The organism is Nonomuraea sp. NPDC050680, assembly GCF_040654555.1.
Classification (GTDB): Bacteria; Actinomycetota; Actinomycetes; order Streptosporangiales; family Streptosporangiaceae; genus Nonomuraea.
Genome location: NZ_JBFAIF010000015.1, coordinates 72,083 through 96,840, shown reverse-complemented (window position 1 = coordinate 96,840; position 24,758 = coordinate 72,083). Strand labels below are relative to the sequence as shown.

At 66.8% G+C, this 24,758-nt stretch carries 32 protein-coding genes and 1 pseudogene; 19 read left to right on the top strand and 14 right to left on the bottom strand.

Features of this window, described 5'->3' with window-relative positions:
* Nucleotides 1–166 precede the first annotated feature (166 nt).
* Nucleotides 167–412, top strand: a complete 246-nt coding sequence (locus tag AB0H88_RS36750; RefSeq protein ID WP_357652765.1) for a cell division protein CrgA — start codon at nucleotides 167–169, stop codon at nucleotides 410–412.
* Between the two features lie 33 nt (nucleotides 413–445).
* Here AB0H88_RS36750 and AB0H88_RS36745 read toward each other — a convergent pair whose 3' ends face one another.
* A complete protein-coding gene (locus tag AB0H88_RS36745) occupies nucleotides 446–1,315 on the bottom strand; it encodes a rhomboid family intramembrane serine protease (RefSeq protein WP_357652763.1) in 870 nt (289 codons plus the stop codon).
* A gap of 100 nt (nucleotides 1,316–1,415) precedes the next feature.
* Nucleotides 1,416–1,952, bottom strand: coding sequence for a peptidylprolyl isomerase (locus AB0H88_RS36740; protein ID WP_357652761.1), 537 nt, complete (start codon nucleotides 1,950–1,952; stop codon nucleotides 1,416–1,418).
* A 158-nt stretch (nucleotides 1,953–2,110) separates the two neighbouring features.
* Between AB0H88_RS36740 and AB0H88_RS36735 the strand changes: the two genes are divergently transcribed.
* Complete coding sequence (locus AB0H88_RS36735) at nucleotides 2,111–2,611, top strand: YtxH domain-containing protein (protein ID WP_357652759.1); 501 nt, start codon at nucleotides 2,111–2,113, stop codon at nucleotides 2,609–2,611.
* 231 nt (nucleotides 2,612–2,842) lie between these two features.
* Complete coding sequence (locus AB0H88_RS36730; protein ID WP_357652757.1) at nucleotides 2,843–3,919, top strand: hypothetical protein; 1,077 nt, start codon at nucleotides 2,843–2,845, stop codon at nucleotides 3,917–3,919.
* 121 nt (nucleotides 3,920–4,040) lie between these two features.
* On the opposite strand, the gene AB0H88_RS36725 is transcribed toward AB0H88_RS36730, so the two are convergent.
* Complete coding sequence (locus AB0H88_RS36725; protein WP_357652755.1) at nucleotides 4,041–4,493, bottom strand: hypothetical protein; 453 nt, start codon at nucleotides 4,491–4,493, stop codon at nucleotides 4,041–4,043.
* Between the two features lie 122 nt (nucleotides 4,494–4,615).
* Here AB0H88_RS36725 and AB0H88_RS36720 point away from each other — a divergent pair, with 122 nt between their 5' ends.
* From AB0H88_RS36720 to AB0H88_RS36710, 3 genes are read left to right on the top strand one after another with little or no spacing between them, the layout of a single operon-like run.
* Nucleotides 4,616–5,287: a response regulator transcription factor gene (locus tag AB0H88_RS36720; protein WP_357652753.1), complete on the top strand. Its 672-nt coding sequence runs from the start codon at nucleotides 4,616–4,618 to the stop codon at nucleotides 5,285–5,287.
* Nucleotides 5,284–6,765 carry a HAMP domain-containing sensor histidine kinase gene (locus tag AB0H88_RS36715; RefSeq protein WP_357652751.1) on the top strand — a complete coding sequence of 494 codons (1,482 nt, stop codon included), beginning with the start codon at nucleotides 5,284–5,286 and terminating at the stop codon, nucleotides 6,763–6,765. The genes AB0H88_RS36720 and AB0H88_RS36715 overlap by 4 nt, the downstream gene beginning before the upstream one ends.
* 22 nt (nucleotides 6,766–6,787) lie before the next feature.
* Nucleotides 6,788–7,192 carry a Rieske (2Fe-2S) protein gene (locus AB0H88_RS36710; protein WP_357652749.1) on the top strand — a complete coding sequence of 135 codons (405 nt, stop codon included), beginning with the start codon at nucleotides 6,788–6,790 and terminating at the stop codon, nucleotides 7,190–7,192.
* 99 nt (nucleotides 7,193–7,291) lie between these two features.
* On the opposite strand, the gene AB0H88_RS36705 is transcribed toward AB0H88_RS36710, so the two are convergent.
* The 4 genes from AB0H88_RS36705 to AB0H88_RS36690 all read right to left on the bottom strand — a co-directional run bounded on the left by AB0H88_RS36705 (nucleotide 7,292) and on the right by AB0H88_RS36690 (nucleotide 9,684).
* Nucleotides 7,292–7,684: a hypothetical protein gene (locus AB0H88_RS36705; protein ID WP_357652747.1), complete on the bottom strand. Its 393-nt coding sequence runs from the start codon at nucleotides 7,682–7,684 to the stop codon at nucleotides 7,292–7,294.
* On the bottom strand, nucleotides 7,681–8,058 hold the full coding sequence (locus AB0H88_RS36700) for an SgcJ/EcaC family oxidoreductase (RefSeq protein ID WP_357652745.1): 378 nt from the start codon (nucleotides 8,056–8,058) through the stop codon (nucleotides 7,681–7,683). Before AB0H88_RS36700 ends, AB0H88_RS36705 begins: the two co-directional genes overlap by 4 nt.
* Before the next feature lie 111 nt (nucleotides 8,059–8,169).
* Complete coding sequence (locus AB0H88_RS36695) at nucleotides 8,170–8,769, bottom strand: PadR family transcriptional regulator (RefSeq protein WP_357652743.1); 600 nt, start codon at nucleotides 8,767–8,769, stop codon at nucleotides 8,170–8,172.
* 108 nt (nucleotides 8,770–8,877) lie between these two features.
* Nucleotides 8,878–9,684 carry an MBL fold metallo-hydrolase gene (locus AB0H88_RS36690; protein ID WP_357652741.1) on the bottom strand — a complete coding sequence of 269 codons (807 nt, stop codon included), beginning with the start codon at nucleotides 9,682–9,684 and terminating at the stop codon, nucleotides 8,878–8,880.
* A 358-nt stretch (nucleotides 9,685–10,042) separates the two neighbouring features.
* Between AB0H88_RS36690 and AB0H88_RS36685 the strand changes: the two genes are divergently transcribed.
* Nucleotides 10,043–10,894, top strand: coding sequence for a glycerophosphodiester phosphodiesterase family protein (locus AB0H88_RS36685; RefSeq protein WP_357652739.1), 852 nt, complete (start codon nucleotides 10,043–10,045; stop codon nucleotides 10,892–10,894).
* 59 nt (nucleotides 10,895–10,953) lie between these two features.
* On the opposite strand, the gene AB0H88_RS36680 is transcribed toward AB0H88_RS36685, so the two are convergent.
* Together AB0H88_RS36680 and AB0H88_RS36675 are read right to left on the bottom strand one after the other, a co-directional pair.
* Nucleotides 10,954–11,574, bottom strand: a complete 621-nt coding sequence (locus tag AB0H88_RS36680; protein WP_357652737.1) for a lysophospholipid acyltransferase family protein — start codon at nucleotides 11,572–11,574, stop codon at nucleotides 10,954–10,956.
* Complete coding sequence (locus AB0H88_RS36675) at nucleotides 11,486–11,986, bottom strand: GNAT family N-acetyltransferase (RefSeq protein ID WP_357652735.1); 501 nt, start codon at nucleotides 11,984–11,986, stop codon at nucleotides 11,486–11,488. The genes AB0H88_RS36680 and AB0H88_RS36675 overlap by 89 nt, the downstream gene beginning before the upstream one ends.
* A 305-nt stretch (nucleotides 11,987–12,291) precedes the next feature.
* Between AB0H88_RS36675 and AB0H88_RS36670 the strand changes: the two genes are divergently transcribed.
* Nucleotides 12,292–12,546: a hypothetical protein gene (locus AB0H88_RS36670; RefSeq protein WP_357652733.1), complete on the top strand. Its 255-nt coding sequence runs from the start codon at nucleotides 12,292–12,294 to the stop codon at nucleotides 12,544–12,546.
* 69 nt (nucleotides 12,547–12,615) lie between these two features.
* On the opposite strand, the gene AB0H88_RS36665 is transcribed toward AB0H88_RS36670, so the two are convergent.
* Nucleotides 12,616–13,467 carry a DUF72 domain-containing protein gene (locus tag AB0H88_RS36665; protein WP_357652731.1) on the bottom strand — a complete coding sequence of 284 codons (852 nt, stop codon included), beginning with the start codon at nucleotides 13,465–13,467 and terminating at the stop codon, nucleotides 12,616–12,618.
* A gap of 295 nt (nucleotides 13,468–13,762) precedes the next feature.
* Here AB0H88_RS36665 and AB0H88_RS36660 point away from each other — a divergent pair, with 295 nt between their 5' ends.
* Nucleotides 13,763–14,668: a M23 family metallopeptidase gene (locus tag AB0H88_RS36660; protein ID WP_357652729.1), complete on the top strand. Its 906-nt coding sequence runs from the start codon at nucleotides 13,763–13,765 to the stop codon at nucleotides 14,666–14,668.
* A 120-nt stretch (nucleotides 14,669–14,788) separates the two neighbouring features.
* On the opposite strand, the gene AB0H88_RS36655 is transcribed toward AB0H88_RS36660, so the two are convergent.
* The 3 genes and pseudogenes from AB0H88_RS36655 to AB0H88_RS36645 all read right to left on the bottom strand — a co-directional run bounded on the left by AB0H88_RS36655 (nucleotide 14,789) and on the right by AB0H88_RS36645 (nucleotide 15,827).
* The gene (locus tag AB0H88_RS36655; RefSeq protein WP_357652727.1) at nucleotides 14,789–15,091 is read right to left on the bottom strand and encodes a dienelactone hydrolase family protein; all 303 of its coding nucleotides are present in this window, start codon (nucleotides 15,089–15,091) and stop codon (nucleotides 14,789–14,791) included.
* 35 nt (nucleotides 15,092–15,126) lie between these two features.
* A pseudogene (locus AB0H88_RS36650) lies at nucleotides 15,127–15,555 on the bottom strand (dienelactone hydrolase family protein); the annotation flags it as partial.
* Nucleotides 15,555–15,827, bottom strand: coding sequence for a PQQ-binding-like beta-propeller repeat protein (locus AB0H88_RS36645; RefSeq protein ID WP_357653007.1), 273 nt, complete (start codon nucleotides 15,825–15,827; stop codon nucleotides 15,555–15,557). The pseudogene AB0H88_RS36650 and the gene AB0H88_RS36645, both read right to left, overlap by 1 nt.
* Before the next feature lie 124 nt (nucleotides 15,828–15,951).
* Here AB0H88_RS36645 and AB0H88_RS36640 point away from each other — a divergent pair, with 124 nt between their 5' ends.
* The 7 genes from AB0H88_RS36640 to AB0H88_RS36610 all read left to right on the top strand — a co-directional run bounded on the left by AB0H88_RS36640 (nucleotide 15,952) and on the right by AB0H88_RS36610 (nucleotide 21,586).
* Nucleotides 15,952–16,272, top strand: coding sequence for a prevent-host-death protein (locus tag AB0H88_RS36640; RefSeq protein WP_357652725.1), 321 nt, complete (start codon nucleotides 15,952–15,954; stop codon nucleotides 16,270–16,272).
* Nucleotides 16,269–16,679 carry a type II toxin-antitoxin system VapC family toxin gene (locus AB0H88_RS36635; RefSeq protein ID WP_357652723.1) on the top strand — a complete coding sequence of 137 codons (411 nt, stop codon included), beginning with the start codon at nucleotides 16,269–16,271 and terminating at the stop codon, nucleotides 16,677–16,679. Before AB0H88_RS36640 ends, AB0H88_RS36635 begins: the two co-directional genes overlap by 4 nt.
* A gap of 541 nt (nucleotides 16,680–17,220) precedes the next feature.
* Nucleotides 17,221–17,814, top strand: a complete 594-nt coding sequence (locus tag AB0H88_RS36630; protein WP_357652721.1) for a beta-propeller fold lactonase family protein — start codon at nucleotides 17,221–17,223, stop codon at nucleotides 17,812–17,814.
* Between the two features lie 247 nt (nucleotides 17,815–18,061).
* Nucleotides 18,062–18,883, top strand: a complete 822-nt coding sequence (locus AB0H88_RS36625; protein WP_357652719.1) for an integrase — start codon at nucleotides 18,062–18,064, stop codon at nucleotides 18,881–18,883.
* Nucleotides 18,884–18,973: 90 nt separating this feature from the next.
* Entirely contained in the window at nucleotides 18,974–19,738 is a 765-nt protein-coding gene (locus tag AB0H88_RS36620) for a YciI family protein (RefSeq protein WP_357652717.1), read from the top strand.
* 206 nt (nucleotides 19,739–19,944) lie between these two features.
* Nucleotides 19,945–20,430 carry a hypothetical protein gene (locus AB0H88_RS36615; RefSeq protein ID WP_357652715.1) on the top strand — a complete coding sequence of 162 codons (486 nt, stop codon included), beginning with the start codon at nucleotides 19,945–19,947 and terminating at the stop codon, nucleotides 20,428–20,430.
* Between the two features lie 328 nt (nucleotides 20,431–20,758).
* Nucleotides 20,759–21,586 (top strand): hypothetical protein, encoded by an 828-nt coding sequence (locus AB0H88_RS36610; RefSeq protein ID WP_357652713.1) that lies wholly within the window; start codon nucleotides 20,759–20,761, stop codon nucleotides 21,584–21,586.
* Nucleotides 21,587–21,701: 115 nt separating this feature from the next.
* Here the strand turns inward: AB0H88_RS36610 and AB0H88_RS36605 are convergent, their stop codons facing one another.
* Nucleotides 21,702–22,385: an alpha/beta hydrolase gene (locus AB0H88_RS36605; protein ID WP_357652711.1), complete on the bottom strand. Its 684-nt coding sequence runs from the start codon at nucleotides 22,383–22,385 to the stop codon at nucleotides 21,702–21,704.
* 49 nt (nucleotides 22,386–22,434) lie between these two features.
* On the opposite strand from AB0H88_RS36605, the gene AB0H88_RS36600 reads away from it, so the two are divergent.
* The 3 genes from AB0H88_RS36600 (at nucleotide 22,435) to AB0H88_RS36590 (ending at nucleotide 24,602) form a co-directional block, all read left to right on the top strand.
* On the top strand, nucleotides 22,435–23,130 hold the full coding sequence (locus AB0H88_RS36600; protein ID WP_357652709.1) for a WYL domain-containing protein: 696 nt from the start codon (nucleotides 22,435–22,437) through the stop codon (nucleotides 23,128–23,130).
* 172 nt (nucleotides 23,131–23,302) lie between these two features.
* Complete coding sequence (locus AB0H88_RS36595) at nucleotides 23,303–23,836, top strand: RICIN domain-containing protein (RefSeq protein ID WP_357652707.1); 534 nt, start codon at nucleotides 23,303–23,305, stop codon at nucleotides 23,834–23,836.
* Nucleotides 23,837–24,059: 223 nt separating this feature from the next.
* A complete protein-coding gene (locus AB0H88_RS36590; RefSeq protein ID WP_357652705.1) occupies nucleotides 24,060–24,602 on the top strand; it encodes a GNAT family N-acetyltransferase in 543 nt (180 codons plus the stop codon).
* Nucleotides 24,603–24,758 lie beyond the last annotated feature (156 nt).

The following is a 24,758-nucleotide window of genomic DNA, read 5'->3' as shown; positions in this document are numbered from 1 at the left end:
GTAAGCGCGGCCCATCCTGAGGCCGGGGATCGCCATCTCGTGCGCGTGGCGACTATCCTGGGCACGCTTCCACTACCCTCAAACTGATTACCCTCAAAAACGATTAGGCTCAAAACGAGTAGCCTGTGGACGATCCGGATGCCCAGGCGCGCAGCAGGAGTTTCCAGTGCCCAAGTCCAAGGCTCGCAAGAAGGCGGTCTACACGCCGCCGCAGAAGTCCCAGCAGGTCACGGTCAGCCCGCGCTGGCTGGCTCCCACGATGGTGGTGGCGTGGATCATCGGCATCCTGTGGATCGCCGTCTACTACGTGGCGCCCAGCGCACCCTTCATCGGCGATCTCCACAACTGGAATCTGCTGATCGGGTTCGTCTTCATCATCTTCGGGGTGGTGCTCTCCACCCGCTGGCGTTAGTTTTTTCCACAGTTTTTCCACACCCTGGGGAAGTCAGCCCACGCCGCTCAGGAGGGCCGAGGATCTGACGGCCACGAGCCCGACCAGGATGGCCAGCGCTCCCACGACCGTCAGCACCTGCCAGAGGGTCCTGTTGCTCTTGGGAGCGTAGGCCAGGGCCCCGGCGAGGACCGATCCGGTGATGAGTCCGCCGATGTGGCCGGTCCAGCTGATGCCGGAGACCAGGAAGGTTATCGCCAGGTTGATCGCGATCAGCACGGCGATGCCGCGTACGTCCATGTTCAGCTTGCGTCCCACCACGAACACGGCGCCGAACAGGCCGAAGATGGCTCCTGAAGCCCCCACGGTGTACTGGCCGAGCGGGTCGAGCCAGTAGCCGAGCACCGAGCCGCCCAGCGCGCTGACCAGGTAGACGGCCAGGTAGCGGGTGTGCCCGAAGGCCCGCTCCAGGTAGGGGCCGATGACGTAGAGCGCCCAGCAGTTGAACAGGATGTGGAACGGCCCGTCGTGCACGAACGCCGACGTGAGCAGCCGATAGTACTCATGCCCGGCGACGACGTTGTACGGCCGCATGGCCAGTTGTTCGGTGACCGCGTTGCCCGTCAGATATTGGGCGCCGAAGACGAGCACGTTGAGCGCCAGAGTCACCCAGGTGACGTATGGCGTGGTGACCACGGCGCCGCCGAACGCCGACCGCGCCTGGCGTACCCCTCGATTGCCCTCGCTCACGCACTCCGGGCACTGGAAGCCCACGGCGGCGTCGCGCATGCAGTCGGGGCAGATGGGCCGCTCGCAGCGCTGGCAGCGGACCCAGGTCTCTTTGTTCGGGTGCCGGTAGCACGTCGGCACGGTCTCCGCGGGCTGCTCTGGCTGCGGGGGCGGGCTGGGCGGCTGGCTGGTCATGACCGCAGCCTATGGCCTGCGCGGCATCGCCGCGCTGGCGCGTACAGCCCGCCCCGTGCGCCTTGGGCGGCCTTGGAGGGCCTGGGACGGTGCTTCTTGGTCAGCCCTGGACGCGGTCGATCGTGACCGACTCCAGAACCACCTCGTCGATCGGCTTGTCGCGCTGGCCGGTCGGCGTCTTGGCGATCGCGTCGACGATGTCCTGGCCCTCGATCACCTCGCCGAAGATGGTGTGCTTGCCGTTGAGATGCGGCGTGGGCACGACCGTGACGAAGAACTGCGAGCCGTTGGTGCCCTTGCCGAACCGGATGCCGGCGTTGGCCATGGCCAGGAGGTAAGGGCGGTTGAAGTAGAGGTCCGGGTGGATCTCGTCGTCGAAGTCGTAGCCGGGGCCGCCGATGCCCTCGCCCAGCGGGTCACCGCCCTGGATCATGAAGCCGGGGATCACCCGGTGGAAGATCGTGCCGTCGTAGTAACGGCCGGTGCTCGTCTCCCCGGTGCCCGGGTGGGTCCACTCGCGGCCGCCTTCGGCGAGCTCGACGAAGTTGCGGACCGTCTTGGGAGCCTTGTTGGGGAAGAGTTCTATCTTGATGTTTCCGCGATTTGTCTGCAGGTTTGCGATCAGCTTCTCGGCCACGAGACAGCTGCCCCCTCTATGTACAAGGTTGGTTTTGTCGATTTTGATGACCACGGTCGTTTAGGCCGCGAAAGCCATCCTGCCACGGACGGCCATGATTGAGCCGCTTCGCTACGGGAAGGTCAGGCTCGGGGCCCCATCAAGCAGGGGAGGTTGTTGTGTCCCTGACACTGAAAAATCGCCGCGTGGTCATCGTAGTCCCAACCACGTGGATGGGCCGTATGAAGGCCCGGGCCATGAGAACTGGCCGGCAAATGGCGCCGATGGCGGATCAGGCCAAGGTGGTCGCCGCCCAGCGCGTCGAGGACGCCCGCTACTGGGCGGCACCGAGGCTGGAAGAGGCCGCGCATCGGGTCGAGGAAGAACTCGCCCCCAAGATCAGCGCCATGCTGGTCAACGCGGCCGAGCGGATCGACCCTTCCCCGCGCAGGTCGCGGGGGATGCCGGTCATGATCTTTTTGACCGGTGTCGCTGTCGGCGCGATCGGTTATCTGTTCTACCGGCGTAACGCCCGACAGTGGACCGAGCACATGAAGGACTCGGCCTCGGACGCGTCGCAGTGGGCCAGCGACAAGGCGGACAAGACCGCGGACGCCACCGAGAGGATGGCGTCCGAGGTGTCCGACAAGGCGGATGAGGCATCGCGCAAGATGACATGATCCGCGCGAAAGCGCGCCCCCCACTCGATCGAGCGGCGGGCGCGCTTTCGCGTTCGGGGCTCTTCGGTCCGGGGGGCGCGCTTTCGCGTTCGGGGCTCTTCGGTCCGGGGGGCGCGCTTTCGCGTTCGGGGTCGCTTCATGTTCGTTCGGAGGGCGCGCTTGGCGTTCGGGAGGCGGGTTTCCGTCCGTAGGCGTTGACGTCTATACCAAGCGCTTGCTACAACCGGCGGCATGGCGCTGTCCCCGCTCGACGACTACCCCATCCACCAGGCGGCTCAGGTCATGCGGCACGTGGCGACCTCGGACCGCAATTTCTACGACCGTTACTACTTCAACTGCCACGCCGGTACCGACGAGCTCATGCTGATCGTGGGCGCCGGCCAGTACCCCAACCTGGGCGTCACCGACGCCTTCGCCTGCGTCCGCTACGGGAACCTGCACCGGGTCGTCCGCGCCTCGCGCGAGCTCGGCACCGACCGGATGAACACCGAGATCGGCCCGTTCCAGGTGAAGGTCATCGAAGGGCTCAAACGGCTCCAGATCATCCTGGAGCCCAACGAGCATGGCCTGTCCTTCGACCTCACCTGGGAGGGCACGATCCCGGCGACGCTCGAGCCACGGCACTTCGTCCGCTGGCAGGAGCGGGTCATCTTCGACTCCGTACGGCTGGCGCAGACCGGGCTCTGGTCCGGCCACATCCGCGTCGGGGATGACGAGATATCCGTCACCCCGGACCGATGGCAGGGCACCCGCGACCGGTCCTGGGGCATCAGGCCCGTCGGCGAGCCCGAGCCGCCGGGCATCCAGGCGAAGAACGCGGGCAGCTTCTACTGGCTGTACACGCCCATGAGGTTCGACGACCACGCGATCCTCTGCATCATCCAGGAGGACGAGAAGGGCCGCCGTGTCCTGGAAGAGGCCACCAGGGTCTGGTCCGACGGGCGCGAGGAGGAGTATCTGGGCCGGCCCGAGTACCACCCCGTCTACGCTCCCGGGACCCGGGACGTCGTCGAGGCCACGATCACGTTCTCCCCTCCTGGCGGCAAGGCGTTCGACGTGCGGTGCACGCCCGTGCTGCCGGTCCACCTCATGGTCGGCACCGGTTACGGCCTGGAGCCGGACTGGAAGCACGGGATGTACCAGGGTGCGGAGCCGGTCGTGCAGGGCGTGACGTACACGCTGCCCGACGACGCGACCAAGATGTGGGGGATGGTCGACGCCGTGGGCCGCTTCGAGTACGACGGGCTCGTGGGTCACGGCCTGTTCGAGTACTGGGCCTTGGGGCCGCACCCGTCGTTGCCCGAGTGAGCGCGCCCTGGAACCGCGCCTGTCGCTTGCCCGAGTGGGCACGCCCGCCGTGCGGCCGCACCCGTCGTTGCCCGAGTGAGCGCGCCCGCCGTGCGCCCCCGGTGCTACGGCGAGCGCGGTCTCACTTAGTCGGCTCGCACTTGACGGCGACCGTGGTGGCGAGGGTCTTGGCCGGTACGCCGCCCTCCTCCGTCGGCCGGGCGATGCCCGTCTTCCCGGCGTCGTCGGCCGGCTCGCCGCCTTCGGCGGTGAACCCCTCGCCCTTGACTGCGGGCTTGGCCGGGACCGCCTCCGTGACCGCCCCCTCCGGGAGCGACTCGATCTCGATCGTCTGGTCATCCAGGCGGCGCACGGCCACACCCCCCTCGGGCGCCTTCTCGCCCGGCTTGACGGCGAAGTCCCTGGCGGCGCGCGCCCGCTCGGCGAACGCGATGGTCTTGCCGTCGCTCGTCGTACACGTCACCTTGACCCCCGGGACGGTCGACGGAGCCTCGTCGGCCATCGCGGATCCGCCCAGGCCCGTGAGCACGAGCACGCCCACCGCACCGAGGACCGCGAGACGTCGCTTGAACATGGAATCTCCTTGCTGGAAACGATCGGACGCCCCGAGCCTGGCCCGCCGTACCTGAAGTGATCCTGAAGGCAGCCTAAATGATCTTCAGGTTGGCTTTAGGTAGGGTGCGGGACCCTGTCGGTGTGCGAGTGCTACTGGTGGAGGACGAGCAGCGGCTGGCCGACCTGATCAAGGGCGGCCTGGCGGGTGAGGGGTTCGCCGTCGACGTGGCCTACGACGGGCGCGACGGGCTGTGGATGGCTTCGGAGAACGCGTACGACGTGATCGTGCTCGACGTGATGCTGCCCAGGCTGAACGGCTACACCGTGTGCTCGCGGCTGCGCGAGGCCGGCAACTGGACGCCGATCATGATGCTCACCGCCAAGGACGGCATCTACGACGAGGCCGAGGCGCTCGACACGGGCGCCGACGACTACTTGGCCAAGCCGTTCTCGTACGTGGTGCTGCTGGCCAGGCTGCGCGCGCTCGTACGGAGGGGCGGGCACGAGCGGCCGGTGACGATCACGGTCGGGGACCTGGTCGTGGATCCGGCCGGGCTGCGCTGCCGCCGGGGAGAGGTGCAGATCGCGCTGACGCCGAAGGAGTTCGCGGTGCTCCACGGGCTGGCGCGGCGGGCCGGTGAGGTGGTCTCCAAGAGCGAGTTACTGGCGCAGGCGTGGGACTTCTCCTACGACGGGGATCCGAACATCGTGGAGGTGTACATCAGCGCGCTGCGCCGCAAGATCGACCAACCATTCGGCAGGACGACCCTGGTGACGGTGCGTGGCGCCGGGTACCGACTGGAGGCGGCATGACCTGGTGGCGCGATCACCTGACCTCGGGACGGGCCCGGCGGGCATCCGGACAGGCCGCCACGCGGTTCGCGGGGCGGCTGCCGAGGTTGCCGGGGCTGCCGGGTCGGCTGCCGGTGGGGCTGGCGTCTGTACGGCTGCGCGCGACCGCGGCGGCGACGCTGGTGGTGGCCGTGGCGCTGGGGCTGGCGGCGGTCGTGCTGGTGCTGGCGCTGCGGGGCAGCCTGCAGAGCAGCGCGGGCGCGGAGGCGGCCAGGAAGGCCGTGGCCGCGGCGCCGTACGCGCAGACCGTCGACCTGACCGCCGTACTCAGCCAGCCCGCAACGGTCCAGACGCCCGCCTCCGAACGGGCACGCACCACCAGCGACGCGTCCGCGGCGGCGCCGACCGTAGGCGGACGGGCGCGCCTCGCCGATGACTTCGTGGCCGGGTCGGTGGTTCAGCCGGCGCTCGCGCTGCGGGTCGCCGATCCGGACGTCTTGCTCACGACAGTGGGGACGCCGGCGGCGACGAACTGGGCGCAGGGCAGTGACTTCGCGGTCGCGCGCATGCCCGTGTCGACGGCCAAGGGATCGGCGATGATCTTGGCCAGGGCCTCGCTCGACGGTGCCGACCAGGCGCTGGCCACACTCAACGGCGCCCTCCTGCCGGGCGTGCCCGCGCTGCTGCTCGTGGTGGCCGGTATGACCTGGTTCTCGGTCGGCCGCACGCTCGCTCCGGTCGCGGCCATCAGGGCCAAGGTGGCCGACATCACGGCCCGCGACCTGCACCAGCGGGTGCCCGTGCCAAGCTCGGGCGACGAGATCGCCGCCCTGGCGACCACCGTGAACGGCACGCTCGACCGGCTGGAGACGGCCGTCGAGACGCACAAACGATTCGTCGCGGACGCGGCGCACGAGCTGCGCAGCCCCATCGCCACACTGCGGGCCCGGCTGGAGCTGGCCGAACCGAGCGAGCTGACCGCCGAGGCGCTCGCCGACGTGGAGCGCCTCCAGTCGCTGGCGGCCGACCTGCTTCTGCTGGCCAAGCTCGACGCCGGTGAACCGCTGCGTACGGGCGACCTCGACCTCGGCCAGGTGGCGGCGGAGGAGTCGCTGCGCATCAAGCGGCGGCCCGAGCTGCGGATGGAGCTGGACGTGGAGCCCGACGTCGTCTTCCAGGGCTCGCGGGCGCACCTGGCCCGCCTGGTGACCAACCTGGTCGACAACGCGGTGCGGCACGCCGCGGCGGTCGTACGGGTGCGGGTACGCCAGGAGGACGGCCAGGCCGTGCTCCAGGTGCTCGACGACGGGCCGGGGATCCCGGTGGAGCAGCGTGAGGCGGTGTTCGACCGGTTCACCAGGCTGGACGAGGCGCGGGCCAGGGATGTCGGCGGGGCCGGGCTCGGGTTGCCGATCGCGCGGGACATCGCGCTGCTGCACGGCGGCACGCTGCTCGCCGAAGAAGGCGGATTTATCGCGAGATTTCCCCTGAACCACTAGCCACTTCTCATCGTGTGGATAGTTGAAGGAGGCAATCATGCTCACACGCCGTGCACTGATCACCCGAGGTGGCGCCGCCGCAGGCGCAGCAGGAGCCGTTTTCCTGTGGGCGCGCCCCGCTGAGGCGGAAGAGGAGGCTGCCGGTCCGGTCCTGGCCAGCGCCAAGAGCATCCCGGTCGGAAAAGGCAAGATCGTTAGTGGCAAGTACGTGATCACCCACCCGACGAAGGGCGTCTTCAAGTGCTTCAGCGCCATCTGCACCCATCAGGGCTGCACGGTGGCGAGCGTGAGCGGGGGCAAGATCCACTGCCCGTGCCACGGCAGCCAGTTCAGCGCCCTGACGGGTGCGGTGGTGCAGGGTCCGGCCAAGCGTCCGCTCGCCAAAAAGAAGATCAAGCTGGTGAAGGGCAAGATCAGACTGGCGTGATCGGCAGCGAGTACATCGTGGCGCGCCGATAGATCTCGAACCCGGCTCGGGTGTAGACGCCGACGGCTCCTGTGGGGTTGTCGGCGTCTACAGTCCGGCCTAAGTGAGGTGCACGGAGCACCCTAAATCCCCTCCTATCTGAGCGAGCCGCTCGGCGAACCCCTCGCGTGTGGCCTTGTCGAAGCCGATGAAGAACCGGTTCGCCAGCGGTACGGCCCACCGCATCCGCTCGGCCACGTTGTAGACCCGATGGACGACGAGCGTGCCCTGCGGGTGTCCGGTCAGCGACCATTCGCTCCGGTACCACCAGCCGCCCTGGTAGGCAATCGAACGGTCGGTGACCTCGACGGTCATGGTGTGACCCGGTAGGTATTCGACGGTGAACCGGCCCTCGCCTTTGACCAGCGGATCGCGGTTGATCAGCGCCTCGCGCACCCGCTCAAGTGGTGCCTCGACCACCCCGGACACCTCGACGAGCAGGGACTTCCTCATGGCGTGCGCACCCGGGTGTTCTGGAACGAGGCGAAGCGCCAGCCCCCGGGTGTACTGACGGCGGTGAAGGTGACGATCGAGTCGCGGCTCGGGTCGGGCCGCCCGTCGACGGTCGAGCCGCCACCGGAGATCACCAGCGCGACGCCGTCTCCCAGCGGCTTGACGATGGGCTCGCCGCCGCCTCCGGTCAGCTTGATCGGGCTCTGGAAGAGCTGCCGGTGAGCGACCTCGATGGCCTCCCTGCCCTCGAGGTGCAGGCCGAAGAAGGTGATGTAGTCGGCGTCCTCGGTGAACAGCGCGGCGTAGGCCGCCGCGTCGCCGGCGTTCCAGGCTTCGGTGAGCCTGGTGAGGAGGTCTCTGATCTCAGTGGACATGGCACTGCTCCTGTGGTCGCGGCGCCTATCCTGAGACTGCGAGTCCTGGACAGGGCAGGCGCCTTGTTCGGATTTCCGGCCGCTGGGGTGTTGGCTCACCCCGGCGGCCGCTCAACTTTCCAGCACTTGCTCCATCAGCGACTGCTTGACCGTGCCCGGCCAGTCGAGCTCGCCCTTGTCCAGCCGGTCGAGCACGCTGCGCAACCAGGCCAGCTCGGCCGTGTAGAGAGCCTGCTCGTACTCCATCTCGAGCATGAGGAGCTCCGGCAGGCCGCTTTCCGCCATCGCCCGCCGGTGCGCCTCGATGCCGCTGATCGTCCCCTCGATGGAGGCCGTACGCGTACGCAGCGCTCGCTTGGCGTCGGGCACCTGCAATGCGCCGATCAGGGAGACTGCGGCCACCAGCGTGCGCCGGTCGGCATCCGGCTCCTCCAGCAGCCTGCGCAGCCTCGTCGCCAGCTCCTGGAGGCCCTCTTCGGTGATCTCGTAGACCGTCCGCTCAGGCCGGCGGCCTTCGCGGTCGGTCTTCACGGGCACGATCAGCTCGTCCTTCGCCAGCCGCTCGACCGCGTGGTAGAGGCTGCGCGGCAGGCCGGTCACGTAGTCCTTGTGCGTGTCGACGATGAAGCGGTGCAGCTCGTAGGGGTGGCTGGCACGTACCGAGAGCATGGCGAGCACGGTGAGCCCGACCAGGTCATGGCGTCGTGCCATGATGCCTCCTTCTATAGTGCAATATGCACTATAGAAAACGACAGTACGGCTGTCCAGCGTGCCGTTGTGTCACGCGAGTTGGCTGTGGAGTCGCGGGAAGGGCCTCGGTCAGGCCAGTTGGCTGTCGAGCTGCAGGAAGGCACGTTCGATGGCCTGCCTGGCGACGTCCTCGGGGTAGGGGAAACGGGTGATCAGGTCCCGTAGGCCCTCCACGTGCGCCCGCGTGGCGAGCTCGGCCACAGTGACCAGCTCGGCCTGCTGGGCGAGGGCGAAGGCGCGGTCGACCACGGCGCCGTGCCCCGGCACGATCACCCGTTCGGGCAGCTCGGCCAGCATCGCGGCCACCGTGGCGGGCCAGTCGAGCGGGTAGGAGTCGCCGAAGGCCGGCGGGGCGCCCTCTTCGATCAGGTCACCGGCGAACACCACCCCGGCATCGGGTACGTGCGCCACGATGTCGTTGCTGCTGTGGCCGAGGCCGAAATGACGCAGGTGCACCATCCGGCCGCCGATGTCGAGCGTGGCCGTCGAGGTGAACGTGTGGTCGGGCGCGACGATCTCCACCTCTTCCAGCTCCGCCCGCCGCTCTTCGGGCAGGCGCTCGATCCACTTGGCCCGCTGCTGCTCGCCGTACAACTCGATCTCCTCGGCGCACCTGGAGTGACCCCAGATCTCGCCCGGCAGGAACAGCGCGTTGCCGAAGTAGTGGTCGAAGTGGGAGTGGGTGTTGACGACCGTCCACGGACTGGTGGTGACCCGCCTGATCGCCTCGATCAGGTCGGCGGCCTCGCGGTGGGACACGCGGGTGTCGAGCACCAGGCAGTGGTCGTCACCGACGATCAGGCCGACGTTCATGTCGAAGGACTCATGGCGCCGGACATAGACCCGGTCGCCGATTTCCCGCCACTGCTCGTTCATCGCTCGATCCTGAATCTCCCGTGGGACCCTCCGAGAACTCTACTTACCATCGCTTCGGGCCATATGCGTTTCAGGTCGTGATCTACACCGAAGATCCCGCACCGGCTCGGGGGCAGGAAGGCCGCGCGTGGCGGGCCGCCGAACGGGGAAGGCTTCGTTACGACACGTGCTCGACCGATGACATAGGGCAATCAGTGGAGCGTCAGGAGCGCGTCGTGGGCGGGGGCCGCTGACCAGATAGCCGGTGCCCTCAATGCTCATCTGCCTGGCATCAGCGGGTTGCTCTCCCCTCAACTCCGCGTCACACGTGGTTGTCAAGTTCGGATCGCCGGCTGCCTTCCCAAGCCCGAGGAGCCCCATGTTCCCCCGACTCGGAGCCATCATCGCCACGTCCCTCGCCGCCCTCGTCACCGTAGCCCCCGCCGCGACCGCCACACCGTCGTCAGCGATCTACTTCGAAGCCCCCCAGATCACGGTCGTCGCGCATCGCGGAGCCTCCGCGGACGCGCCCGAGAACACCATCACCGCGTTCCAGCTGGCCGACAAGCTGGGCGCCGACGCGTTCGAGCTCGACGTGCAGGAGACCAAGGACCACGAGCTCGTCCTGATGCACGACACGACTCTGTCCCGCACCACGGACGTCGAGAAGGTCTTCCCTGGCCGGGCGCCCTGGCGGGTCGGCGACTTCACGCTCGCGGAGATCCGGCGGCTGGACGCGGGCTCGTGGTTCGCCGCCAAGTACGACGGCGAGCCCGTACCGACGCTGGGAGAGACCCTGCGCGAGATGGACGGCAGCGGCCTCAGCCTGCTGCTGGAGATCAAGGCACCGGAGCTCTACCCCGGCATCGAGAAGCGGGTCGCCGACGAGCTGCGGCGCAACACCTCATGGATGAGCTCCGGTCGGCTGGTCGTGCAGTCGTTCAGCTGGGCCTCGATGCGTACGTTCCACCGCGCCATGCCCCAGGTGCCCATCGGCCTGCTCGGCACGCCGGCCATGGCGGACCTGCCGAAGGTGGCGGCCTACGCCACCCACATCAACCCGCCGTATGGCGACATCACCGAGCAGTACATCCGGCGCGTCCACAGCCTGGGGATGGCGGTCTTCGCCTGGACGGTGAACGACCCCGATGTCATGCGTCGCCTGATCGGCTATGAAGTGGACGGCATCATCACCAACAAGCCGGACACCCTCGCGTCTCTGGCTCGGTAGGGCGCTCCGGGTCGCCCGTCGTCCTGTGACGACGGGCGACCCGGGTGCCGGTGCCCGCGTCACGGCGATATCGGCGCCAGGTCACGGCGCCCGGGAACACGCGCGTCGGCGTGGTCCTCGTGCTGGTCGACGGCTTCCTCACGCTGGTCGACGGCTTCCTCACGCTGGTCGATGACTTCCTCGTGCTGCTCCACGACGCCGGCGCGTACCTGTGCCTCGGCGATCCTGGCCAGCGCGGCACGCGCCTCGTGCCGCCCCCGTCCGGTGGGCGCGAGGCGTACGGGAGCGAAGAGGGTGACCTCGACGTCCAGGTGGCGGGTCGCGGTCACCCGCAGGAGGGAGGCGAGAAGCGAGTCGTCCCCGACAAAGCAGCCGCGGGTCGACGTCGAGCCTCCCTCGCGGTAGCGCAGCGTGGCCGGGCGTACGGCGGCACCCGCGTCGATCGCCGCCTGGAACACGGCCGGCCGGAACTCCCCCATCCCACGCCCGCACCACGTCGTGCCCTCGGGGAACGCGATCACGGTGTCGCCCGCTCTGAGGGCGTTCGTGACCGTGGCGACGGCCGACGGCAGGGCGGAGAGTCGTTCCCTGTCAATGAACAGCGCGCCCGAGCCCGCGGCCAGGGTACGGATGAGCGGCCATTCGCCGATCTCCCGCTTCGCCAGCGGCCGGGACGGCACCACCGTTCACCATGTAGCGCGCGATGCCCGCCCACATCAGGCCGACGACCGTGCCGGCTCGGTGATCGGGATGTACGCAGGTGCGGCCCGCCTCGACCAGGTCCCGCCTGAGGACCGCCAGGTTGCCGAGCTCGAATTCGGCGTCGGAGTACAGCCGGTCCGTACGCCCCGGAGGGAGCAGCCGGTAGGTACCGACCACTTTGTCGTCGTAGCGGACCAGGAGGTGGTCGCAGTACGCGTCGAACCTGTCCGCGTCGAGACCGGAGATCGGGCTGTCGAGCCGCGCCCCCATCTCCTCGACGAAGACCTCGTGGCGAAGCCGTTGCGCGGCCTGTACGTCGGCGGCGCTCGTGGCCAGGCCGACTGTGTAGCGGCCGGTTGTGGGGCGGCCGGTGTCAAGAGAGATCGTCATGGGCGGGCGTCCTTCCCTGAAAGCGTCTCGCGACCATGTCGACATGCCGAAATGACGGATGCGTCTCCCATCGGGGGCAGCGAGGCGTCCGCATGATGAACCTCGTAGATGACCACGGCCCGCGGGTCAGGACTCCGACGGTCGTGAGCGGGGAATCAGCAGGTCGGTGACGTTTGCTGCCTTGTGTGCTGTCTTGTGTGCTGCCCCGTTTGCTGCCCCGTCAAAAGGCAAAGCTTGCGTGCGAGCTGGGCGAATCCCCCGTGTGAAATCCGTGGCGGACGGCGGCCGCATCTTAAGATCAATCCGTGCTAGAAACGGTGATTTCTCTCATCTTCGCCGGACTCTTTCTCAGCTTCCTCGTCTATTGGGTGCTGCAGCTGGTCAAGGTCATGCGGCAGCGGCGCATACACAAGTACACAGACCCGATGAGGGCCATGGACATCACTGGTCGCGTGCGCCAGCTCAAGGTGCGCGGCGACGAGGACGAAGCGGTACGTCTCGTGCAGGACGAGCTTGCGATGCCTATGGCGAAGGCTCGTTCGTGGGTGAAATCCATATAGGGCAGGGGCACACGTGAGCCCCTGCCCGGCGCCACCTCAGAGCCGCCCGATGGACACGTGGTTTCGCGCTCAGAACAAGGTCAGTGGCTCGCTCGGCATGGGCTCGGGGAGCGGCTCGACCTCGGGCACCCGGGCCCGTACGTCGTCGTGAAACCGGCGGGCGAGAGTCAGCGCGTCGGCGTTGTCAGGGGTATGGACGAACACCGTCGGCGAGCGGCCTTCCCGCAGCCATTCGGTGACCGTGGCGACCCACTCCTGCCAGCCCTCGACCGTACGTGCCGTGGCGTCCCGGCCGAGGTAGCGCACGATCGGACGGTCGGTGAGAGCGGTCGACCGGCGCGGCACACGCGGCTTCTTCGTCCACGCGTCTCGTTCGGCGTCGCTGGTCGGAGGGCTCTGGAAAAGGGTGGTGGTGTCGAACGGGACCCATTCGGCACCGGCGCGGGCGAGCACACCTTCGAGCAGTCGTTCTGACCGCGCGTCATCGAAGAACGCCCGGTGACGCACTTCGACGGCGTATCTGTACGAAGGTGGCAGGCCACGGAGAAAGCCCGCCAGGGTGCCGAGGTCGGTGGGCCCGAATGACCCCGGCAATTGGACCCAGAGGGCGTGGGCCCGCGACTCGAGCGGCTCGATCGCCGCGAGAAACGCGCGCAGTTCCTCGTCGACGCCGGTAAGGCGGCGCTCGTGCGTAATCGACTTGGGCAGCTTGACCACGAAGCGGAAGTCGGGGTCGGTCTGCCGGGCCCATGACTCCACGGTGTTCCGCGCCGGTGTCGCGTAGAACGTCGTGTTGCCCTCCACCGCATTGCACCAGGTGGCATAGGCCCGCAGGCGTTCGCCGGGCGGAAGCGGATGCGGCAGGAAGCGTCCCTGCCAGGGCACGTGAGTCCACATCGCGCATCCCACATGAAGCCGCATGGCCTCGACGCTACCGGTTGCCCACCGTGGATCGACTGCGGTGCCTATTGAGGTCGTCCTGATCCGAGGTGCCCGAAAGCCGCTCGCAGGTCGCGCCCTGGCCGCGCTTGGTTGAACGCGGCCCCACATGTGGAACAGCCGCAAAATTTCATCTCACAGAGATTGATGAAGAGAACTTTCAGAGTTATGTTCATGATCGACCCTCCGACGCAGCTCTGTCACCAAGAGGCTCACCGACATCAGGACCTGGGCGCCTAACCGTATCCCCCCATACGACTCGTTCAGAGAGGCAAGCATGCCCACAACTGGCAAGCCGACCTGGCCCAAGACCCTCAGAACCACGATCACTGCCCTGACGCTCACTCTCGCGACCGCGCTGATTCCCCAAGCCGCCTCAGCGCAGGGCAGCAGCGTCATGGCTGTGTCCCACAAGAGCCCGTTCAACTGTGGGAAGACCTTCTACGCCAACAACTGGACCGGGACCCCCGCCCACAACCCGTCGGGCTCCATCGACTGGCAGGACTACGGGGGCGATGACATCAATGGCGAAACCGTCCGCGCCACCGCTGCGGGCACCGCGTACTTCTACGACGCGGGAAGCACGAGTTACGGCAAGTGGATAGAGATCCAGCACAGCGACGGCACCAAAACCCGATACGCCCACCTCGCGACCATGGTGAAGTCGGCCGGCGGCTCACTGAGCGTAGGCCAGGGCACCACGATCGGGACCGTCGGCTCGACGGGCGGCGCCAACGCTCCCCACCTGCACTACGAACAGCGAACCTCCAGCGGCGCGATGGACACCAGCCCGACCGTGGACGGCGTGACCGTGTCCTTGGGCCAGAAGAAGGCCGTCACGAGCACCAACGCCTGCGGTGGCAACCCCTACACCGCCGAGGAGGTCTGCGGCAGCGGCTACTCCGTCATCGACTCAGCCGCCCTCACTGGTGGTCGCACTTACCTGCTCTACAACTCGGGTAATGGCTACAACTGCGTGGCGACGTTGAAGACGACGAACCTCGGCTCGGCGTCGGCGGTGTCGGCCTTCCTGGAACCGCAAGGGGAAAGCAGGACGACCGACTCAGGCAGCTACGACTATTACGCGGGACCGGTCAAGCGCGACGCGGCAGGGCAATGCGTCAAGTGGGGCGGCTCGGTCGGCAGCAGCTCGTACACCAGCGGCTTCGAACACTGCGACTAGCCTTCGCACAAGTGCGATGAAGAGCGCGACGTCAAGGGCCACTACTCCATCATGGACAGTGGCCTTTGACCTGTTCACCGCCATCACCGACCCCTTGAAAGAGCATTGCGCCATCCGCCTTCAGCGATTTTCGGGCTGTTCGCCGGCCCCCTTACTCGTGGGGTTCGCGACGTGTTCGTCGAAGAAGCCGAACGTACGCTGCCATGCGTCGTCCGCCGCCGAACGGACGAGACCGTGACGCAGCGGGAACAGCACGAGTTTCGCGATGGGATGATGACCGTCGGTCATGAAGGAATGCCCGGCAGCCGGATAGATCTCGACGTCGTGCTCGATGCCGAGCGCCGCCATATGCTCCTGCAGCCGCCTGCCGTGCGACCGAAACCCTTGGTCGCGACCCCCGTAGGACCCCACGACCGGACACACCGACCGCAGTTCCTCGTGCCCCCGGGGAACCGCCCATAATTCACCGATGCGGCTCGCACGCCGGGCGGCGCGCCCGCCGCATATGCCAGAGCGAACCCGCCCCCCATGCAGAAGCCGATCACACCCAGCCGGCCACCGTCGACGCCTTCACGACCGGCCAGCCACTGCCGGGTCGCATCGATGTCGACCGTCGGCCGACCCGGCTTGCCGGTCGCGAGCTGGTGCATAGCCCGCGCCAGGCACCCGACCCTGGTCCCGTGGCTGTACAGATCAGGCAGGACCGCCGCGTACCCCCGCTCGGCGAAGAGGTCCATCACATCAAGCATGTCCGGTTCGACGCCGTAGATTTCGTGCACGACCACCACCCCCGGCCATCCGGCCACGGGCGCGGCCCCCTTCGGCAATGCCACCGTCGCCGCCAGTGAATCGCCGTCGGGCAACGGAATGCGCACATGTTGTCTCATCAGTACTCCTTGGAGAGCGCCACGATGGAGTCGCTGGTGCGTACGTAGAGGACTCCGTCGTCGGGAAGAATCCGGCTGATCTCCTCGGTGAACATATCTTCCCCATCCGTTCGGACGGCCGAGGCGGCGGAGCTGCCGAGTTCGTGATGCCAGCGCGGCTCACCAGTGCGCACGTCGTGCGCGCTCACCTCGCCGGCGGGCGTCACAAGGTAGATCAGCTCGCCCGCGAGCACCGGACCCGCGGATCCCGGGGAGCGGGGGTCCTTACCCAGGCTGCTCAGACGGCCTCGCGGATGAGGCGACTACCAGCCGCCAGAACATGCACGGGGTCTACAGGACTTCGCCCGATTGTGCTACCTGGTAGCACCTTATAGCACACACTTGTACACTTGAGGAATGAGCACTCCTGAACCGGACCGCTCCCATGAGATCTCCCAGCGAGATCTACGAAATCGGTCAGCGGAAATCATGGATGGTCTAGAGCGGGGAGAGCGATACGCCGTCACCCGTAACGGCCATCACATCGGCGACCTGGTCCCTCTCCGCCGTCGACGGCGGACCGTTTCACGCGCCGAGTTCGCCGCCATGTCACGCGGCATGCCGCAACTGGATGACCGGAAATATCGTGCAGACATGGATCGTCACGTCAACGACGACCTCTACGATCCCTACGACCGCGCCCTCGGCAAACGAGAGTTCACAAAGGGCGAGGAATGACGCACGCTCAAGGACTGCTTGACACCAACATCCTCATCTTGCGCGCCGGCATCAACCCTGACGAACTCCCCGACGAGATGATGATCAGCGCCATCACCACTGCGGAGCTATCAGTCGGCGTGCTGGTGGCAACGGAACCACAGGAACTTGCCCAGCGGATGAAGATCTTGCAGACCGCCGAGGCCGAATTCGACCCGCTGCCCTTCGATGACACAGCGGCGCGTGAGTACGGCCAGTTGTGGACCGCCGTCGTCGCCTCGGGCCGCAGGCCTCGCCCTCGGACAGCGGATCTCATGATTGCCTGTGTGGCCATCACGAACAGGATTCCTCTCTACACCTGCAACCCGAAGGATTTCAAAGGCCTGGACCACCTGGTTACTGTGGTCCCTGTCACCCGGCCTCTGTAGGCCAGTAAAGGCTGCCTGATGACGAGATACAGGCGTAGGTAGCCCTGCGAGGCAACAACAACCGCTGCGATTGCCGTCTCAGGTTCAACCTACGCTCTCGGGCCACCGAGAGTCCGGAGGTCGCGTTCTCGGTGTGCGATCATCAAGCTCATGACGTCGACCGGATGCGGCCGGGTGCGATAGCGGCGGCCTTGGTGGCTTGGCAGGAGGCGGCCCTTCTCGGGACCGCTGACCGCGTAGTCGGTAGGTGCGCGTGCGATCGCTGCAGGAGACGCACCCCGCCGGCGACTTCAACAGGCTCTTGTCGCCTTACCCCCGTGGGCCAGACCGTATCTGTACGCCTTGGTCCTCCCCGTCGACCGGTATTACCTCCGGCGAACCTCACCAGCTCCGCCGACGTCCCCCGATTCCGATTGGGCATGGTGGCAACGACGGCGCCTGTATGGGGACCGGACCATGTGGAGGAACGCTTCGGAGGCAGATGGAACGGGATGGCACGCCCAACGGGTGTAGGCCCATCTGTCGAACCACGGGGAAGTCCATGAAGTACAAGAAGTCATCCCTGTCCATCTGGTCGTCCACACAAGCGGGCGGTGCCGTCCTAGCCGTGGCGAAGGTCGGGCAGGCCAACTTCGGGATCGCGATCAGCCCGGACGGCGGCTTGGTGTACGTGACCTCGTTGGTCGGGCGGAACGTGTGGGCGTTCCGGCGCGGCGCGGACGGCTCGCTGACCCCCGTGGCCGGGTCGCCGTTCCCCGCGCCCACCGGGCCGGTCGGTCTCAAGGTCACGCCCGACGGTCTGCACCTGTACGTCGCCAGCAACGACCCGGACTTAGACACAGCTTCCGGCGGTCTGCTCGGCTTCACGATCCTCGCGGACGGCTCGCTCAAGCCGACCGCCGACTCCCCCGTCCACACCCCTGACCAGGCCGAGGTCACGGCGGTCGCGATCACACCGGGCGGCCGGGACGTCTTCGCCGCGATCCGGGACACGAACCAGCTGGCCGCGTTCGAGATCGGATCCGGCGGCACGCTGAAGGAGGCCACGGGATCACCGTTCCTCACGGGTGGAGAGCGCCCGCTGAGCCAGTCCATCGCTGTACGTCCGGTCCCCGCGCCTACCACCCCGCGGTAAGGAGCAGCCTGGACTCAGTGCCCATCGCAGATACGCCAGCGGTGGGCCACCAGATCTCCCGCGTTGCCTGCCGCTGACGCCGTCACCCACGGTCATTTCGGCATCGACCGCATAGAGTGATCTTTCGGAGGGGTCGAAGCCGGCTCGCCCGTAGCGGTCGCGCTTGAGGGCCTTGACTCGGCTGTCGTCGCCGTACGCCGGGCTGAGTTGGCAAGTCCGCTGTACCGACACGAGGAGAACTGACCGCGTGAGCCTGGCCTTCGCCACTGAGGTGGGTGGTCTCAACCGGGAGAACGAAGACTTCGTCGGCGCGACCCCCGACACGGTGGTCGTTCTCGACGGCGCCGGCTATCCCGCACGACTGCCGACCGGATGTATCCACACCGTGGCCTGGTACACGCGCATGCTCGGCTCGTCCTTGCTCGCCACGCTGACGGCCGACGATCGCCCGTTGGCCGACGTGCTGGCCGAGAGCATCAAGACCGTCTCCTCTCTGCACTCCTCGACCTGCGACCTCGCCCATCCCGGATCACCTGCGGCAACCGTGCTCCTGCTCCGCCGGACAACGGAATCCCTGGACTGGCTGGTCCTGGCGGACTCCATCCTCGTCCTGGACCTGAACTCCGCTGCGGAACCCATGGTGGTCAGCGATGATCGTCTGGCTGATGTCACGGCGACCCTGCGAACGAACCTGGACACTCTGCCCACCGGCTCCAAGGAGCACGAGCGGGAACGCCTTGTTTCCGTAGAAGCCCAGCTCGAGCACCGCAATCGCGATGGAGGCTACTGGGTCGCCTCCTCCGACCCCATGGCCGCCGAGCACTCTCTTACCGGCAGCGTTCCCCCTGACGCGGTACGAGCTGCGGCGCTGCTCAGCGACGGGGCATCGCGTCTGGTCGACTGCTTCGAGCTCGCGAGCTGGCGACGCCTCCTGAACATCCTGGAAGACGACGGTCCCGCCGAACTCATCAACCAGGTCCGCATGGCCGAGCGCACCGACCCCCACGGCGCCCGCTGGCCACGCGGCAAGGCACACGACGACGCCACCGCCGTCTACTGGCGACTCTGACGCCCGAAGCGAGCAGGTGCCGGGGTTCGCCAGGATGTTCGGGGATCGGGCCGGCAACCAGGCCAGGGCCACCTGCTGCACCGTCGCACCGTGGCGGTCGGCGATGGCGTCCAGGTACCCGGCCTTGGTCGGCTGGAACCCGCCGACAGGGAAGGCCGCCTCATGCTCGCACCAGATGCGAGAAAGATTTCAGCGTCGACCTGTCGATTTCGTGACTCACCGTTCGTCTTACTGCGCGACCAATCTGGTGGCAACGAGGAGGAAGCGATGAAGTACGTCGTGCTGATCTATCAGGGCACCGCGCTTGAGGGACAGGCCGCGCTGCCCGAAGACGAGCAGAAGCAGGTCTACGCCGACTACCAAGGGATCAATCAGAGGCCAGGCGTCACTCCCGGCGTACCGATGGGCCTACCCGAGAACGCGACCACCGTGCGGGTCGAAGGCGGCAAGACCCTGACAACGGACGGCCCGTTCGTTGGGATGAAGGAGGCCGTCGGCGGTTGGTTCATCCACGAGGCCGACAACCTCGACACGGCCATCGAAGTAGCCGCCCGCCACCCCGCAGCACACGTCGGACGGCTGGCGCGTGGCCGGCTTCGGCACGGTTACCGAGCCGTCCGTCGGGCACCCGCGGTGACATGCTCCAACGGCTGCGCCTGCGCACTCTTTCGTTCTTCGCTCAGCTCAGTCCCGACGAACTGGAGGCCGGCTTCCGCCGCCTGGAGGAGGCTGTCGCCGCGGATCCCGACGCACCGGCGCCTGTGTTCGCTGAGCCGCTGCTCACGCTCGAACGATGCTGGTAATGCCAACGGTGCGTCTCCGGTGCCGGAGTCGACCGTGTACCCGGTGGAATGAAACTTTCACCCGTCACATCGGTATTACGGCTCCGCAGGCTGATCCCCGACCTGGTGGCACGCCTGGTTCACCCTCGCGAGAGCTGCTATGGCACACGTTAATGCCGGCCGAATCAGTGACTCTCGATCGTCTCTCTGGACACCTGGAGGCCCCGAAAATAGTCTCCGTGCGCGCTCCGCCGACATCATGCGAGAGATGAGGTTGGAATGACACGTTCCAAAGTACGTCGTGCGGCCGGCTCTGTCGCCATCGTCATCGCGACACTCGCGGCAATCCTGGTGCCCGTCGCTCCCGCGCACGCCGCCTACGGCCCAGACCAGGCCGTGTCCATCACGGTGACTTCGAACGCCGGCCCGTCGATCATGCTCGCCCAGCTGACCGGCACGCTGGCGTTCGACGACGGGAACACGAAGTTCAGGTACGCGCTCCGGCTGTGCTGGGGGAGCGGGTCCTACCCCATGCCGAACTTCTACGTCTCCGTCAACGGCAGCACCGTCTTCTATCCGAGCCAGACAGGCACGGCAGCCGCTCCCCCCGGATGCCAGGTGTCCCTATTCCTCTACGACGGTGAATACACCCACTCCGCTACCCTCACGAACGTCACCTTGTACGTGACGGGTGGCTGGTTCTATCCCGGCAACACTTACAACAGTCGCACCAAATCCGTGACCTACGACAACCCCTACAACTGAGCCACAGCGTAGGCGGACTGTCGCGCAAGCGATGGGCCTCTGCGGCACTCCAGCAAGGTCATCCACGCCGGCCATCCTGGGGCCTCACCGGCATCCTGGGGTCTTGCCACAGCGTGCCCGGACAGGGTTTTCCTTCCTGGAGATGGCCACCTCACAGCCCTGACTCGCAAATACGAGAGCGGACGCAAGAACTACCCCGCCTTTATCAAGGGCTATCACCACAACTTGGCATCACCGGTCTACACAGGATCGTTACGGGATATCCCTTATCTCGCCGAGGCCACCCTCATACTCTTTCCCTGCTATATCCCCCCAAGCAAGGATGCTGATGAAGCTCTTCTTCGCAGGCCTCGTAGCAACGGCCGCGGCCGTGTGCGCGGTGGCCGTACCCGCTCAGGCGGCGTCCGTCGCATCCGTGCAGGCCGCTCCAGTGGACCCCGTGAAAGCCCTGAAGGCCCAGCTGGTCTCCGGCAAAGGCGTAAAAATCACCGAATCAAGCAGCATTACCGTAGATTTCACCGCCAACGACGCATCTATGCAGGTACAGGTGAACACCCGCACTGTCGGCACCCTGGCTTTCGGCAAAGGCAACGTAGCGGCTGCCGACCTCCGCGTCCGCATGTCCTCACGCCAGAAAGGATTCAACCCTCCCTACAGGGTCATCGCCGAAGGTAGAAACGCCTACGTGACCAACGCCGGCATCGCCAAGGCGCTGCCTTCCGGTCGTTCCTGGATCCAGTCGAAGACCAGCGGGCACGGAAACGCCATCCTCGACGCGGGCGTCACTTCAGCGGAACTGCAGTTCATGCTGAACAACGCCTCAGAAGTCACGACCGGCGAATATCAGGGCACCACCACACTCGCTGCCTTCCGGCACAATAAGTCCGCCGGGGAAGGCAGCGTCGAGTTCCACCTGTACTTCGATGAACGCAACCTGCTCACCCGCACGGTCGTCGACACGACGGCCCAGCCGGACAGCGACAGCACCGCCTATGACCAGATGGTCTTCCACACCGATACCAAGTATTCGGGCTGGGGCGCCAAGGTGAAGATCGCCGCACCGGCGGCCGGCAAGGTCATCAGCGAGAAGAGGCTCGACACGAAGACCCGCAAGGCCGTTATAAAGGCCGGCTATCCGGAGAGCGGCCCCTTCTGACCTGTGCCGAGAGGGAAGCGACCCGCGTGCATCTCTCCCGCCCGAGCGGACCGTGACCATCGGGTCGTCCGGCAGCTCGTGTCCGAGCTGTTGTCGACGCAGGATCCGGCGTAGGTCAATTGGTGAGGAAGTTCGCGATCCGCCGGGCGAGAGCGTGGGGTGCTTCGAGCATGGGCAGGTGTCCGCTGTCGAGGGATTCATTCCAGCTCGTGTCGAGGTTGCGCGCGAATCGCCGTTGCAGTCCGATCGGGAGCTCAGCGTCTTGGCTGGTGGAGAGGTAGCCGCGACGTTCGGGAAAACGGCCGCCTCGCGGCGTGTCCCAGTAGAGACGCGCAGACTCGGGGTGGAACTCCGCCACGATGCGATCGGCCGTCTTCGTATCGACGCGGCTGGCCACGCCTCGCCGGATGGCGGCATCGGGCGGTCGGGTGCCGGCCAGTCGCATCGCCAGGCTCAGCACGAGCCGGTTCGGCAACGGCATCGACGCGACGAAGCTGCGTCCCGGTTTCGGCACGACGGCCGTCACCGCCAGGAACGCGCCCACTCGGTCAGGTGCGAGGGTGACGATCTCCGTTGCGACAGTCCCGCCACTGGAGTGCGCGACGACCGTGAATCGCTCCCACGGTGCCGAATCCAGTGCCGCGGCGGCGTACTCCGTGAGCGAAGCGCGATCATGACGCGGTCGCTCGGCGACCACCGTCTCGTGCGATGCGGCCAGTTCTTCACGTACCTGATCCCAGATCCAGACGGGAAGACCGGCACCGCTCAACAACAGGATGGGTTCTCGCGACTCTGTCATGCGCCGATTCTGGAGCCGCTGCATGTCACCGTTATGGCACCATTCATGCATGAACCGCACCGACCGGCTCTATGCGATCCGCGAAGAGCTCCGCCGTGCGGGTCCCCGAGGCCGCACTGCCGAACAGCTCGCCACCGCATTCGAGATCAGTGTCCGCACCGTCAAGCGCGACATCTCCGCTCTGCAACAGGGCGGGTTCCCGGTCTGGGCACGTACGGGCCGGATTGGCGGATACGTCGTCGATCGTGCCGCCACCCTGCCCCCGGTGAACTTCACCGCCGCCGAAGCCTCCGCGCTCGCCGCGGCGATCGCCGCGCACCATGGACAACCATTCGACCGGCAGGCCCGATCCGCCCTGGTGAAAGTGCTGGCGGTGATGGACCCGCAGGCGCGGCGGCACGCGGACGACTTGACCGAGCGCATCTGGATCGACCACAGCACTACCGAGGCAGCTGATCCGCGCCGACGCGACGCGATCGAGCATGCCCTTCAGGAGCGCAAGGTTCTCTCGCTGCACTACCGCGATCGTCACGGTAGGCCGACCACGCGCCGGGTTGACCCCCAGCTGCTCGCGTTCACGGCCGGGCACTGGTTCCTCGTGGCGCACTGCCAGCGCCGCGAGGCCATCCGATGGTTCCGCCTCGATCGGATCGAACGCGCGAGTCTCACCACTCAGCCGGCCATCGACATACCCGTCGAACAACTTGGGACGCCTCCTTCGACGGCGGCCTCCGTCCGGGTGTGACCCGGAGTCCCGGTAGTCGCCCGGACCGGCCCCAAGGCCGACGACCACCGCAGCTTCGCCTCTGGCGGGCATCACATCGCGACGCACGGAGATCTGTGCGGACGGTGATTGATCAACTACTTTCAGTTGTGACATGGTGCTCGAGTCTTGATCAACTCTTCTGGAGGCACCCATGCTTGCTCGCCATCTGCTGGCCACCGCCGCCCTCTCCGCCACCATGAGCGCGGTCACCGCTCTGCCCGCGGTGGCCGCTGGTCAAGAGCCCGCCAACCGCACCGTCCCGGTCGGGACCGCAATGTGCGTCGACCTCAGCAACAACCGTGGCAACGGCACCTTGATGTACCAGTGGCAATGCGACCCCAACAACACCAACCAGAAGTTCGTCCTCGAGGACGGCCTCATCAAGGTGGAAGACACCATCGGCACGAGCCAGGTGATGTGTCTGGACTCCTCCAACGGCCGAACCAACGGCACCCGGGTCTACCAGTGGCAGTGCCTGAGTAACACCAACCAGCTCTGGGTCGTCCAGCGCGGCCAGATCATCCTCAAGTCCACCCTCGACTCAGGCAACCGCCTATGCCTGGACGCCACCGGCGGCCGCGGCAACGGCATCCCGGTGTACCTGTGGCAGTGCGACCCCAACAACACCAACCAGAAGTTCGCCATCGAGGATGGCCAGATCGCGGTCAAGGACACCTTGTCCTGATCCCTGCACGTTCCGATGTACCGCAGGGCATCAGCGGGAGCCAGGACAGCAGCCGGCTGTCCGGTGGGTTAGGGCGGCGGCGCTCAGCGCCGCCGCACTGATTCTCATAAGAACAATTCGGGCTTCGATCTGGCCATCGCGTTGGTGAGGATCCCGAAGCTGGAGTCCCTCGCCGGAGGCGATCCCTTCTCCTCCTGTCGGAGCCGTCTGCCAGGCTGTGGCCATGCCGCATGCCGAAGTTACAGAGTTTCTCCAGGTCACCAGCCAGAACGAGATGTCGCCCCAACTGCGGCGGGAGCTGGTCGAGTGCTGGGTCACCGTGACCAACGCCGGGGGCGCGGCCGGTTTCCCGTTTCCACCTGTCACCTTCGATCAGGTTGCGGAAGTGGCTGATCAGCTCATCGCCGGCCTCGACACGCACCGCAGTCGCTTCCTCTTGGCTCTCGCCGACGGGACACTCGCTGGCTGGCTGAACGTACGCAGAGACGCCAACCCATTGATCGCCCACTGGGGGACGGTCCATCACGTCCAAACCCACACCGACTTCCGCGGCAGGGGGATCGGAGCCGCACTGATGCGCCGCGTGCGCCATCTGGCCCGCGAAGAGATGAAACTCGAACAACTCCACCTCGCCGCCCGTGGCGGAGTCGGGCTCGAAGACTTCTACAGGTGGCAAGGCTGGAAAGAGATCGGCCGCTGGCCCGGCGCGCTACGACTCGCACACGGCGATGATCGCGACGAAATCCTGATGCTGCTTGAACTCTGACTGTTCCGACCCGAACAGCATCCGCCGGCCACGCGGCAAGACCTTCGACAACGCCACGGCCCTCTACTACCGATCCTGAGGGGCCTTGGTTCCGAGTCTGGCTGTACGCAACCGGTGAAACCGGCCGAGGGTGCCGTGAAACCGGCACCGCCGAGA